A 13,466-nucleotide genomic window follows, 5' to 3' on the forward strand; every position below is an offset into this window, starting at 1 on the left:
ACAAACAATACAGAAACACAGACTGATACAAACAATACAGAAACACAAACAGGAGAAGAAAAAAGTCCCGAAAATGTAGAAAACAAAATTGAAGAAAAAAGTGATAAATCTAACCATAAATTAAGAGTAAAAACCATAAACAGAACAATCGACAAAGATATTACCGAAGTGAGCAATGAATCAAAAAAAGAAATACAAAAAATAAAAACAATAGACCGAGCAGTCAGCAAAGATATTAATGAAGTTAAAAAAGAATCAAAAATCAAAACATGTAATGGCACAAAAATTGTGGAATGTAAGGTAGTGAAAACTGAAGTGAACGTTTCCAGTTGGATGACAAGTCTAGGAAATCAGGAAGTAAATACGGAGATAAAAGTATATAACTGGACAGACAGCCAAGGAAATGAGTCAGTAATACCTGAAATAAAAACAGAGAAAAATAGCTGGAACAATCTGAACTTCATACTGTCATATCCCTATTCTATTCATTCATTTTATACCGTAAAAGAGAGCTTGAAGTTAAACTATAATGGCCCTGAGGCTTTCGGACAGCAGAATGTTGATATATATCTTGTCAAGGAACGCAACTCGAACGTTCCAGAAAAAGAGATTTCAAGCAACATGAATGGGAGCATGATTAGCTTCGAAGATATCTTCAATAATAATACAGAATCTTACATTCAGATACCTGCGACTTTGAACAAAGACGGAGACCTCACTCCCCTGACACTGGGCCCTCTTCAAGCTGGCAACTACTGGATTATTATAACCCTTGCAGGAAACGAAACGGAAAATCTTGAATCGGAAAAAGAGATTCTTTTAGCAAACTATTTTGAAGTACTCGAATACGAAATGGAAGCCGGAGCTCCGCATACACTCACGGAAGGTGAAGACTTAGAAGTCAACCTGAATCTGAAGAATGCACCTGCTCAGAAGAATTATACCTACTGGGCTGTACTGATAAAAGATGATGCCTATACAGTGTCTGAAAGTAAGAATCCAAGCTGGATGACAGTTGGAGTCAGACCTGTCGTGAACGGTGTTGACATTATAAAGAGTTTGGAAACTAGTTTGATGAAGTCTGAATCCAAAAATGAAAAAGATGAACTTAAGAACGAAATCCAGACCCTTATTGGAGAGGGTAATGGTACTATAAGTATAGGAGAGAAGAACCAGGACACCCTCTCCCTGAAAAGTCTCGACCTTCCCCCAGGAGACTATCTGCTTCTTACAGGCGCCTATGAAAATAGTGAAGGTCTAGCAGGTATAGCCCAGAAAGAGTTGAGGATATCCGCTGAAAATAAATATGGATTGGGCGTGAGATCCAGCTCAGAAAATACATTCGATAGTAACTCATCACTGAAATTCAAAGTCTCTCCGCTTATGGGAATTAAGTCCATTCTAGAAAACCCAAAATCATTCATATTGGAGGATGTAAAGCCATACATTCAAGCAAACTCATTGGTAGAAATGGTGAAAAATCCACCAAAAGTTCCCTCCTTCCTTTTAGGTTTTGCAGGAACACTCCTGATAGGGCTTGCTGTACTGAGAAAATGGAAGTAAAAGCAATAAAATAAATCCAGAAAGCCAGGATGGAGATTCTCCATCCTGTTTTAACAAAAACAGGAAAACTTTAAAAAAAGATTGAGAGAAAGGATGTAGAAAGTTACAGTCCTTTCTCCCTATGCCTGGATGCAAAAATCTGAATACGAAGGTATGTTTTGCTGCAGACGGTCCTAAATACTAAAAAGCAAAATATATAAACTAGTTTTATCATTTGTCTTTATATCTGTATAGAATTTTTATAATTAGTCCAGGCATAAAATACAGTTCTTTATTAACATCTATTCCAATGGACAATAGCCTTTCTAGTCAAAAGAATACCAAGATGAGAGGTTAGAAAAATTGCTTCCTGACGAAACTAAGATATTAAAGCCAGTTTTTACATTTATCAAAGACCCTAAAAATAAGGAAAGTTTGAGATTACTGTTTTTGCTTTCTGTTTTCCTGTTCCTGATTATATCTCCCGGAGCAGCAGCTGCCTCAAGCAGCTGGGAATTTATCCCCGAAAATCCTGCTGTGGGGGATATAATGGAGATAAAAGGGAACGGTTTTGAGGGTGAGACGGCGAAAGTGGTAGTAACCTTTGAAAAAGAGGTGGAAGTTCAGAATGGAAAATATGAGTACATACTTGAAGATATAGTAATTCCCTCCAGTTCCTATAACAGCTTTACCGTGCAAGCAGAAGGAGTCGAGGACTTAAATGTAAGAGCAAAGATGCTCATATGGACAACTAAAAGTGCAAAGGCAAAAGATGGCACTGCTACCGTTTCCCAAACAAGTGTTCCTTCAGGGAAATATCAGATCAGGATCGATGGAAAGGCAACTGGTTCTGACGTAAAACTCAAAATAACAGCTATGCAAGAGATAGATATAGACTCTGAAGGAAGTCTAAGCTATCTATATAGTACTAAGTCTATACCGGCTGGAGATTTTGAAGTAAAAGTCGAAGGCATTACAAAGCAGATTGAATTACGGCCTTCAAAAATCCTGCCTTCGGAAATAAACTCTTCTACGGAACAGAATGTGAGTGAAGAACAAAATAATGAAAGCCTGCCTTCGGAAGCAAACTCTTCTACGGAACAGAATTCAAGTGAAAAAGAAGATAATGCAAGCCTTGGAGATAAAGACCAGGAACAGATGAAGGAATCCAATGGAAACTCACACAGATCGGGCTTGAAATCCAGCTCTGAGAATAATATTGGGGATAACATATCTTTAATGAAAAATAAAGTATCTTCGCTAATGGGAATTAAGTCCATTCTAGAAAATCCAAAAACATTCATATTCGAAGAGATCAAGCCGCACATTAAGGCAAAAACATTAACAGAAATGGTAAGAAATCCTCCAAAAGTTCCCTCCTTCATGTTAGGTTTTGCAGGAACACTCCTGATAGGGCTTGCTGTACTGAGAAAATGGAAGTAAAAGCAATAAAATAAACCCAGAAAGCCAGGATGGAGAATCTCCATCCTGCTTTAACAAAAACAGGATAACTTAAAAAAGAGATTGAGAGAAAGGATGTCGAAAGTTACAACCCTTTCTCCATATACCCGGACACGAAAACATGAATACGAAAATATGTTTTACTGCAGACGGTGATAAATATTAAAAAGCAAAATATATAAACTAGTTTTATCATTTGTCTTTATATCTGTATAGACTAGTTATGATTAGTCCAGGTATAATACAGTTTTTTATTAACACCTATTCCAATGGACAATAGCCTTTCTAGTCAAAAGAATACCAAGATGAGAGGTTAGAAAAATTGCTTCCTGAAGAAACTAAGATATTAAAGCCCGTTCTTACATTAATCAAAAACCCTAAGAATAAGGAAAGTTTGAGATTACTGTTTTTGCTTTCTGTTTGCCTGTTCCTGATTATATCTCCCGGAGCAGCATCTGCCTCAAGCAGCTGGGAACTTGACCCAGAAAATCCCGCTGTGGGGGATATAATGGAGATAAAAGGGAACGGTTTTGAGGGTGAGACGGCAAAAGTGGTAGTAACCTTTGAAAAAGAGGTAGAAGTTCAGGACGGAAAATACGAGTACACACTTGAAAATGTAGTTATTCCCTCTGGCTTCGACAACAGCTTTACCGTGCAAGCGGAAGGAGTCGAAGACTTAAATGTGAGAGCAAAGATGCTCCTGTGGCTAACTAAAAGTGCAGAGACAAAAGATGGCACTGCTACCGTATCCCAGAAAACTGTACCTCCAGGAACATATCAGATCAGGATAGACGGAAAGTCAACTGGTTCTGAGGTAAAGCTCAAGATAAAAGCCATGCAAGAGATAGAGGTAGATTCTGAAGGAAGTCTAAGCTATCAATATAATACTAAGTCTATACCAGCAGGCGATTTTGAAGTAAAAGTTGGAGATATTACAAAACAGATAAAATTACAGCCTTCGGAAACAACTTCTTCGGGAATAAATTCGAGAGATATAAAAGCCGAGGAAACAAATGAGAAGAAAACTGGGAAAACAACCGATGGAGTAAACGAAGAAAAAGTAAAGGAAAAAAACACTTCCAATGAAAAGAAATTTATTGGAAGCTCCTTTGACACGAAATCGAAGAAAGTATGGATAGCAGGAATATTAGTTGGATTAATATTATTCTTAGTTTATTTGAAAATAAGGAAGTCGTAAAAAATTAGTAAATAGATTTAGATACATTAATTAATATAATATTTTGAATAGTATTTCGATAAACTATAAATACATATTAATAGTAGACATCTCTTGTAGATAAAATATATGAATGATAATTAATTTAATTAAAAGAGAAATTTATTAAAAAAGAAATTCGCGGATGAAAGCTTAATAATTAATAAAGTAGATAATAAACAAAAGTAAAAAATATATAGCAAAAATCCGGGATAAAACAATAAATGTTAATTTAGGGGTGTAACTATTGAAGAAAAAAATAGAAACAAATGAGATAAGTCTCAGAAGATGTAAATTAACCTTCGCGGTTTTAATCTGCATTTTCGCACTTATTTCGGTATCAGCAGCTGTTTCCGAAAAGGGACTCTGGGTTGCATCTATCGAGAAAAATGGAGATAATGTTCTTTTTGCAGATCACGATGACAGCCAAACTGAAGGTGGCTGGATTCAACTCAGTGGAGGAAAAGAAATCCAGCTTCCACAACCTCTTAGCTTTAGTTACTGTGGGACGGATACCCTGGAGAGGGACGGAACTACACTGAAACTAAATCCAGAGATAAAGCCCAACACAAAACCAAAGTCAGACAAGGAGAAAGACACTGAACTGGAATTTACGTACCCTTACTCCACACATCCATTTTATACTGAAGACCAGAAAGTGACAATGGACTATAATGGTCCTTCAGCCTTTAAGAAGCAGGAAGTGAATGTTTATCTTGTCAAAGGAATTGGTGTGAATTCCATCGAAGAGGCCATTGACCTTGTGGATAACGAGAGCAAAAGCCTTGAAGAAGTTTTTAACGAGGGCACGAATTCTTACACCAAAACATGCGCAACTCTGGATAAGAATGGTGACCTGACTGGACCGCTTACCTTTGACTGTCTTGAACCAGGGAGTTACGGCATCCTCATAACACTTGCTGACAACGAAGATAAAAAGGATAAAACTGAAAAGAAAAAATTCAGCGCCGAAAAGAAAGTTCTGTCAGCAACCGCCTTTGAAGTAGTCAACTACAAACTAGAAACAGATGCAGTTGACACATTTGAAGAAGGAGATAACCTTGACGTTGAGATGTGCCTGGAAGATGCACCCGCTGGTGGAGAATACACATACGGTGCCATGCTGATAAAGAAAGAGGCTTATAAAGCTGAAATAAGCGTCAGCAGCGACGGAACGAGAGACGGAACAGAAATTTTCGTTAACGATATCGATCTTGTCAATGACCTGTGCATTAACTCCACAAATTATAAGTCCAAGTTAAGTAAGAGTGAACTTACAAACGAAATCCAGACTATTATTGGAGAAGGCAACGGTACTATAAGCATAGGTGAGAAGAACCAGGATGCTCTTTCCCTGACAACCTTCGACCTCCAGCCAGGAGACTACCTCCTCTTTACAGGCGCCTATGAAAAAGGTAAAGGCCTTGTAGGCATAGACCAGAAAGAACTGACCATATGCACAGCCGGAACTTCACCAATATAACTGGAGAAGTACTCAGAAGCTGACATAAATTCAGGATTCTGGAAACAGAGTTAGAATCTGAATTATCAGTAGAAAATAAAAGGTAAAATCTAACAGGTTAAAACTCTAAAAAACGGAAAAGGGTTAAAGGCCTGAAAAATGGGTTCTTTTATAGAACCCTTAATTTTTGATTTTTTCACTTTTATATTGCGGTTTTTTCACTATTTTTAACTTGTAAAATCTTAAATTTATAGTTTCAAACCACAATTACTCAATAGGTTTCTCAGTCAATGATCTTTTTATTTTTAATTTGGCAAAAAAACACATAGAAGAAAACATCCGCGGCAAAAAAACTATTGAAAAGCTATTCGTGGCTGAAAAATCCATTACAGGAAAGAGCTATTGAGTAAATTTTTGGAGTTAGGATTAGTCATTTTGAGTTCACAGTTTATTCATGTAGATGCCTTAATAAACCCGAGATAGAGTGGAGCAAAATTCCGGTAAAAGTCATACCCATCCCTATAAAGGAACTCATAACCATCAAAACCGTCGGCCCGAAGGCAAGGCTTTCGCCAAGAGAATAAGTCCGTAATAAACAGAAGCCTATGTATAACCCACCAGACCAGAGAATAGAACCTGGCAGGGTAAACCAGTAAAGGGGATTAAATTTCACTTTCTCAAAATTACTTATTAGATAAACCAGACCTTGCTTTAAAGGGCATTTAGTCAAGCCTTTCATATTATAGAACTGAATTATATATTTAAACATAAACTAACCCCCAAGTCAATAGCAAGTAATATTATTTACATATACGGACTAATTTTATTAAACATGGTAGTTTTAAAATATAAATACTTTTCTAAAATACCAGATATGAATAAATTATATTTGGAAAAAATCACATTAGATTTTGTATAGTACGGAAGGATCAAAAGTCCTCAAAGTTTGGAAATTTTGATAATTACTAAAAGAAGTCGTTGGACAGTTCCAAGGACTTAGGGATTTTTAAACTTCACACTAAAAAACAAAAATAGAATAATTGCCTTAGTGACGCGTAGACAGCAAAATGTCATATAAAAACAGATTATGTCTTCACTTACAAGGCTTTGATTTATGTAAAAAGAAGGTGTGGAAAGTCTACATTTTTTTTCTGGAACCCAGCAGCATTCCTATGTCCTCCTCCACCATAAAGCTGAGCAATTTTGGCACAATCAGGAGAATCAGGATTTTCTGAATCAGACCTAAGGCTGAATACTACCATATCCTCTACGGCCTGCCACATAATAGCAATATCATATTCAGGTTTCTTGTAGATGAATTCTCCAAGCTCGGAGATGTTCCCGGTAGTGTTTACAAGCCTGGCCCTCCAGTTATGGAAAGTGAAATTTACACCACGATCGAAGGCTTTCTGGAGTTTGTAATTTTGAGCCTCCAAGAGCAATTCACCGAGGGATATCATTTTATTTACAGTATTCTCATAATTCAAACCAAGAAGTTGATCCCATACAGGATTATCAGGGGTTTTAACCATTAGACTGAAGCCTGCACTGAAAGCTCTGGTCTCAGGATATTCAAACCTCCACATATCCTTATCCCCGATATAAGCTACAGCTACAGGAGACGAAATGTCCTCAGGATGTGTGAACTCCCATGTAAGTATACAGGCTGCATTTTCAAGGGAACGAATGCCTGGAATACTACTCGAATACCAAAGATCCGGAAATTTCTCCACAGCGGTCTTGTGATGATCAATCCAGATCAGTTTAGGCCCGCAAACCTTTACGAATTCATCCATCTTATCGCTGGTAAAGTCAACAAGCCATACTTTTTCGGCTGCCTTTATTTCATCCTCACTCCAAGATTCTTTACCATAATTTATAGCAACAAATTTTATGGCAAATTGATTACGGTCATAGTAGTTTCCAGCGACAGCAGCTGCACAGCACCCGTCATTATCATCATGATAATAAATTAAAATCATGCGTTTATCATCTATCATTTTCAATTCCCCTTATTTTACAGGATTTCACTATCATGTATTCTACTGCATAGTTCATTTCAAGATATATTTAAAGAAAACTCGATGTGGAAAATACTGCATCAAGTGGTTATATTTAGATAAAAATATTTTTAAATATTAGTTCGATATAAGTATAGTATAAGAAAAAAGGAGGAAAGTGGGGTGAAAAGCGGAGACGCTAAAAAACATATGAAGGCTTAGTAGATAATTTCGGGAAGAAATCCTCTTGAGAATAGAGGAAACACAATAAGGGGGCGACAAAATGAAGGAATTTTGCAATATTTGTGGTAGGGAATTGCTAGAAGATGTGCTGGTTGTGGATACTAGTCAGGATATGAAACCAATAAAATTCAAGGACGTTCATGGAGATAAGTCCGATCTGATATGCATTGAGTGTGCAGCTGATTCAGTTGAGAATCCACCCTTTACATGTTCGAGGTGTGGACAGCCAGTCGAATTAGGCGAGCACTTCTATATACTAAGGATGGGAACCGTAAAACCTGGTGGGCCCAAGATAGACTTTAAAGAAATATCCTCAGACGATAAATGTATCTGTATCACCTGTTATGAAGAATTCATGAATCTTGAAGAGGAAGAAGAACTAGATTAAATGAATAAGTTAATCTCTAAACTTTTTCTTATTTTACCTTAATTTATATAGAATGCCGCAGAAAACTAGTTGACAACATGAATGATAGGTAGAGTAGCACTCTTATTTTCGATTATCAGTAGTTTTATTTTTAGAGTTTTATGATTGAGTCTATGCTTCATAGATAAGTGACAAAACCTGAATAGTTTAGATTCTTGATTTGTCCTTTTTTAATCAAATTCAAAGCTTCAGTCCATTTTAAAGTCTTACTTGAAGAACAAAAAGACTGAAAGCTTAGCATTGGAGCAAGTATCCACTTAATAGCCTGCCATATTGTTCTATAATGTTATTCAAACATTTTAAGTGTCTAATCTCAACATTTTTAGACAAAAACGACTTCTTTTCATATTTCAGTTCATGTATAACAAGAGGACAATATTTATTTTTATCAACTGTTGTTTTTCTCAGAATCATTGTATTTTGAACTCAAAGCTTTCTTAAGAAATTTCTTTGTAGCTTTTCTATTTCATTTTGCACTTAGCATGAAATAGATTGCGTTTCCATCAGAGTCAACTGCTCTGTAAAGATATCTCCATTCGCATTTTACATTTATATAAGTCTCATCAACTCTCCATGAAACATTCATTGGGTCTTATTGATGTACCGATCTCATGATTGTTGTATGATCGACTGTTATTCTCCTTTCTGCCATCATTTCCTTAAAATATCTGTAGCTTAATGCATACTTTAAGTACCATCTTACGTTTCAATAGGATAATTTCCTCTTCATATGCTTCATTTAAAGGAATTTACTGGCATAATATATATTTCTAAGTTCCTACTTATTTTAGTGAATTCGTTTCATAATTTTTTGCAATAGAACCTCTAATGAAATGCCCTCTACTAAATGATTTAAAAAGCTCTCCCCACTCCTCTCTAATCCTCCTGATGTTTTAATTATTTTACTCGATTCATTTTTTGGCTACAATATAGCCAGATATGGTTTTAGTATTACTACCCTTAGCATTCTTTACTGTCAGTTTGACAGTATACTTTCCTGCCTTATTATATGTGTGTGCAGGATTTTTGGATGTTGAATATGTTCCATCTCCGAAGCTCCATTTCCAGGAAGTTGGACTATTGGCGCTCTTGTCAGTAAACTGAACTTTCAGTGGAGCTTTTCCTGACCTTGGAGAAGCTGAGAATGCAGCAACTGGAGCCTTTAATGGAGCTGCAACATTTATATAACCTGATTTTTTTAATGTGTTGCTTCCAGCCGAGTTGCTTGATGTGAGTGACACTGTATACTTTCCTGCCTTACTATATGTGTGTGCGGGATTTTTGGATGTTGAATACGTTCCATCCCCGAAACTCCATTTCCACTTTGTCGGAGTTCCTGTACTCTTGTCAGTAAACTGAACTTTCAATGGAGCATTTCCAGAAGTTGGAGAGGCAGAAAATGCAGCAACGGGAGACTTCAATGGAGCTGCAACATTTATGTGGCTGGACTTTGTAACCGTATTGCTTCCTTTTGCATTCTTTACAGTCAAGGAGATAGTATATTTTCCTTGTTTGTTGTAAGTGTGCGCCGGATTCTGGTCTGTTGAATATGTTCCATCTCCGAAACTCCATTTCCAGGAAGTTGGACTATTGGCACTCTTGTCAGTAAACTGAACTTTCAGTGGAGCATTTCCAGAAGTTGGAGAGGCAGAAAATGCAGCAACAGGTGGTATTGGTTCCGGTTCTGAAACAGTGGCCATGTAAATATTTTCTTCTCCAGCATCAATTGAATATCCCCATACTATTTTGTTATCGTAAATAGCAGGCCAATATGCTAATCCACCGGCACTAATTTTCATTTTCTTATTAGTGGAGATGTCGTGCATATAGATACCATGATTTGCCCAACCATCATCATCTCCACCATCATCCTCCCACACTATCCTATTCCCATAGATTGCAGGACGTGCCTGGAAATCTGCACTGCTAGTTATCTGAGTTTCCTTTTTAGTGGAAAGATCATACATGTAGATATCACCGTTTCCATTGCGTTGATATTGCCATACTATCTTGTTACCGTAAATAGCAGGGTCCCATGCTGATCCAGTGGCACTAATTTTCATTTTCTTATTAGTGGAGATGTCGTGCATATAGATGCCATGATTTGCCCAACCATCATCCTCACCGCCATCATCCTCCCATACTATCCTGTCACCATAAATCGCAGGATGCGTCTGAGCATCTGGACTGCTGGTTATCTGAGTTTCCTTTTTAGTGGAAAGATCATACATGTAGATATCGGCGTTTCCGCTGCGATAATCTTCCCATACTATCCTGTTACCATAGATTGCAGGATTGTCTCCGTGTCCGCTAGTGATTATTTGAGTTTCCTTATTAGTGGTAAGATCATACATGTATATTTCCGAACCTCCGTAGCTAGAGTATACTATTCTATCACCATAAATGACAGGATTTATGCCTGAGTGCCCAGTGGTGGTTATTTGAGTTTCCTTTTTACTGGAAAGATCATACATGTAGATATCGTATCCATCGAACCGATCTTCCCATACTATTTTATTACCGTAGATAGCAGGATTGTGTGCGAATCCGCTGGTACTTATCTTAGTTTCAGTGGTCTGAAGCGAAGCGCTTTTTTCAGCAGTTGCCAAGGCTGTAGACGGAACGTAATCATCTTTTATAGTGGCGTTTCCGGTATCATTCTCAGTAGCTGCTAATGCCGCAGATGAGACCAAAAGTAAGATTAGAGCTATTGAAACTAAACTTATCTTACATAGAGTCTTTGTTTTATTCATTTTTATTCACCTCTACATTATAACTCAGGAGTTTTAACTCCATTATTCAATATTTAGAAAACATACTTAAGTTTTTATACTTGGATTAAAATTTTCTAAAAATGAGCTTTGTTTAACTATTTTAAAGAAAGAATGAATATTTTTTTAATGATTGAAGGTCTAGATGCTTCCGGAACTTTTAAGCCTGAATTATCATAAACGTAAAAAAGAAAATGTTTCTACATCTTCATTGAGATCATTCACGCTACTTAACTAGCGTTCCAACAAACAAAATGAATCCTAATGTTTCTGAAAAGCAGATAGTAAAAACGCTTAAATATTTTGAACAGTGATATTAGTATGCAGACCTATTTCCTAGGTTTGGTCTGCCATCATCGGGGTCAGGTCTTATTTGCTCCCTGACCCCACTCAAGCCAAGGCGGGGTTATCCTTCCCCGCCCATTACCTCTTATTTACCCTACACTTTTATGTTTTGCACATATTAGAGCGTATTTTTAATAATAAGAATTTTCTTAGACAAACCAGACTTACATCATCTATGTCAAACAATATTATTTAGGCTGTTTCAAATAGCAATAATGACCTAGACAGGCTTAGGCATTCAAGATTGAAAAAGATATGTAAAGAATTCATTCTTTCTTGTTTAGTTTTTAAGGAGTATTAAGCCTTATTTACCCAATTAAATATAATGTCAGTACTTCCCCAATTAAGGTACATTCATTAAACAATTTATTTGCCATTTAGAGAGCTTAAATGCTTCAATTAATTGATTAAATATCGTTTTTCCCTCGCCTTCAAAATTGAATTTTGTATGAATGAAAATGACATTAAATGCCTTAGTTACAAATAAACATAAATCGTGAATAAACAAAGTTTTAATCTCGATCATTTATCTATTTAAAAGATTATTATGGATTATTTCTCTAAAAAATTTGTTTTTAGAGGTACCTTAATTGAGGAAATTCTAAATGCATATCTATTGTCCAAAATTAGCATTCTATATCTTAATATCTTAGTTTTAACACTGATATGGAAAGATTCTATAAAAATGAAAAAATGTTTAATCTAAAATGATCACTATCACCCAAATATCTTCTGCAAAAATAAGCTTTGAATCTAAAATATATAAGAGATTAAAAGATAAATTAAAAAAGTAAAAAGCCTCGGGCGGGATTTGAACCCGCGACCTCGTCCTTACCAAGGACGCGCTATACCCCTAAGCCACCAAGGCACTGTTGCTCTAAGAGCATCTCCAAAATATCACAGCAGAGATATAAAGGTTTCGACTGACAGCAAGAAAAATGGAGATTTTTCTCCAAACTGCTAAAAAAGATACAGCTTCATTTTAAATAAATTGAGGAAACTTGCTTGAAAAAGGTCATTTTGTTCCGATTTTATTGCTTAGCTTGTCATTTCCTGAGATTTCCTTTATAAATTCCAACGGTCATCGATCGGGAAGCGCTCGTTGATCCACATGAGAATGTAGTTGTTGTGGACGATCTTATAGGAGCGGGAAAGGATAGGTATGCCGCAGAAGGTTGGTTCTCCCTCCAGAATTTCGAGCTCACCCATGTCGCGCCTTGTCTCAAGGTTATGGCTGCGCAGAATCCGACCAATCGGGATGTCCGCCCGCATGAGCTGTTCTCTCATTGTATCAGGCATGCGTTCCAAAGGAGAAAGGGATCTTGCATAAACAAAAGTCGTGCCCCCTGCGGAGAGCCGGACTACCCTGTCGTTTACCTCACTGCCTTCTTCCACGCCAAGAAGGGCAGCCATCGCTTTGTCAGCCTTAACGGTATACTGGGACTCAGTTATTACACTTACCGGCTTTCGGGTCATTATCTCCAGCAGGAAAGTCACAGAGCCGTCGGTTCCGCAGCAGACACGCAGGCAGGTGGGAATCTCAAAGCTCTTCAATTTGTCTAGAAAATCGCCACTCAAAAAGATACCTCAAGGTAGGGATGCCAGGTGGTAAAAATTTCAAAACAGGATTAAGTCGTTAGGAGTTTTACTCCCCTCCGACTTCTTTCTTGGCATTCTTTATGCGCTCTTTTGCCGTATATCCAGTCGCCTTATATAGGAAATCCCTGAAGGCCTTATTAGTCTGCAGGACAATTTCATTATCATTTACGGTTTTATCGGAAACTGTGTCCACAGAGAGCATTTTATTCTCAATCCAGACTTTTATCTTTGACATTGCTCCAAAGGAGGTCTCAAGGACTCCTTCATTTCTGGAGATTTCCCCGGGAAAACACTCTGTCATTACAGAGTAAATCCTGTCAACATCAGGCTTAAAACCACGCTTCAATTTATACTGCTGCATTGCTATCCTCTTATAAGAGATTTTCATCTATAAGAGATT

The 13,466-nt window shown here is 37.0% G+C and carries 11 protein-coding genes and 1 tRNA gene; 5 read left to right on the forward strand and 7 right to left on the reverse strand.

Annotation, left to right across the window (positions count from 1 at the left end; genetic code table 11):
* From BP861_RS00365 to BP861_RS00380, 4 genes are all read left to right on the forward strand, one after another.
* A partial coding sequence (locus BP861_RS00365; protein ID WP_292371468.1) for a TIGR04279 domain-containing protein occupies positions 1-1,563 on the forward strand: 1,563 nt, incomplete at its 5' end.
* Between the two features lie 342 nt (positions 1,564-1,905).
* A complete protein-coding gene (locus BP861_RS00370; RefSeq protein ID WP_292371469.1) occupies positions 1,906-2,985 on the forward strand; it encodes a hypothetical protein in 1,080 nt (359 codons plus the stop codon).
* 340 nt (positions 2,986-3,325) lie between these two features.
* Positions 3,326-4,201: a hypothetical protein gene (locus tag BP861_RS00375; RefSeq protein ID WP_292371470.1), complete on the forward strand. Its 876-nt coding sequence runs from the start codon at positions 3,326-3,328 to the stop codon at positions 4,199-4,201.
* A gap of 265 nt (positions 4,202-4,466) precedes the next feature.
* Positions 4,467-5,702, forward strand: a complete 1,236-nt coding sequence (locus tag BP861_RS00380) for a TIGR04279 domain-containing protein (RefSeq protein WP_292371471.1) — start codon at positions 4,467-4,469, stop codon at positions 5,700-5,702.
* A gap of 427 nt (positions 5,703-6,129) precedes the next feature.
* On the opposite strand, the gene BP861_RS00385 is transcribed toward BP861_RS00380, so the two are convergent.
* The gene (locus BP861_RS00385; RefSeq protein ID WP_292371472.1) at positions 6,130-6,450 is read right to left on the reverse strand and encodes a hypothetical protein; all 321 of its coding nucleotides are present in this window, start codon (positions 6,448-6,450) and stop codon (positions 6,130-6,132) included.
* Positions 6,451-6,793: 343 nt separating this feature from the next.
* The gene (locus BP861_RS00390) at positions 6,794-7,681 is read right to left on the reverse strand and encodes a DHH family phosphoesterase (RefSeq protein WP_292371473.1); all 888 of its coding nucleotides are present in this window, start codon (positions 7,679-7,681) and stop codon (positions 6,794-6,796) included.
* Between the two features lie 283 nt (positions 7,682-7,964).
* Here BP861_RS00390 and BP861_RS00395 point away from each other — a divergent pair, with 283 nt between their 5' ends.
* A complete protein-coding gene (locus BP861_RS00395) occupies positions 7,965-8,312 on the forward strand; it encodes a hypothetical protein (RefSeq protein WP_292371474.1) in 348 nt (115 codons plus the stop codon).
* 505 nt (positions 8,313-8,817) lie between these two features.
* On the opposite strand, the gene BP861_RS16070 is transcribed toward BP861_RS00395, so the two are convergent.
* From BP861_RS16070 to BP861_RS00420, 5 genes are all read right to left on the reverse strand, one after another.
* The gene (locus BP861_RS16070; protein WP_394339153.1) at positions 8,818-8,937 is read right to left on the reverse strand and encodes a DDE-type integrase/transposase/recombinase; all 120 of its coding nucleotides are present in this window, start codon (positions 8,935-8,937) and stop codon (positions 8,818-8,820) included.
* A gap of 325 nt (positions 8,938-9,262) precedes the next feature.
* Positions 9,263-11,104, reverse strand: a complete 1,842-nt coding sequence (locus tag BP861_RS00405) for a PKD domain-containing protein (RefSeq protein ID WP_292371475.1) — start codon at positions 11,102-11,104, stop codon at positions 9,263-9,265.
* A gap of 1,159 nt (positions 11,105-12,263) precedes the next feature.
* Positions 12,264-12,335: transfer RNA gene (locus BP861_RS00410), tRNA-Thr, on the reverse strand.
* Between the two features lie 197 nt (positions 12,336-12,532).
* Positions 12,533-13,045 (reverse strand): chorismate--pyruvate lyase family protein, encoded by a 513-nt coding sequence (locus BP861_RS00415; RefSeq protein WP_292371476.1) that lies wholly within the window; start codon positions 13,043-13,045, stop codon positions 12,533-12,535.
* 67 nt (positions 13,046-13,112) lie between these two features.
* Positions 13,113-13,427 (reverse strand): DUF5611 family protein, encoded by a 315-nt coding sequence (locus BP861_RS00420; protein WP_292371477.1) that lies wholly within the window; start codon positions 13,425-13,427, stop codon positions 13,113-13,115.
* Positions 13,428-13,466 lie beyond the last annotated feature (39 nt).

It is taken from the genome of Methanosarcina sp. UBA411, from assembly GCF_002495725.1.
In the GTDB taxonomy this organism is placed as follows: Archaea; Halobacteriota; Methanosarcinia; order Methanosarcinales; family Methanosarcinaceae; genus Methanosarcina.

Excerpts from the sequence above, each read along its gene's own strand:
- BP861_RS00385 (WP_292371472.1), bottom strand. The coding sequence starts at position 6,450 with ATGTTTAAATATATAATTCAGTTCTATAATATGAAAGGCTTGACTAAA.
- BP861_RS00390 (WP_292371473.1), bottom strand. The coding sequence starts at position 7,681 with ATGATAGATGATAAACGCATGATTTTAATTTATTATCATGATGATAAT.
- BP861_RS00395 (WP_292371474.1), top strand. The coding sequence starts at position 7,965 with ATGAAGGAATTTTGCAATATTTGTGGTAGGGAATTGCTAGAAGATGTG.
- BP861_RS16070 (WP_394339153.1), bottom strand. The coding sequence starts at position 8,937 with ATGAATGTTTCATGGAGAGTTGATGAGACTTATATAAATGTAAAATGC.
- BP861_RS00405 (WP_292371475.1), bottom strand. The coding sequence starts at position 11,104 with ATGAATAAAACAAAGACTCTATGTAAGATAAGTTTAGTTTCAATAGCT.
- BP861_RS00420 (WP_292371477.1), bottom strand. The coding sequence starts at position 13,427 with ATGCAGCAGTATAAATTGAAGCGTGGTTTTAAGCCTGATGTTGACAGG.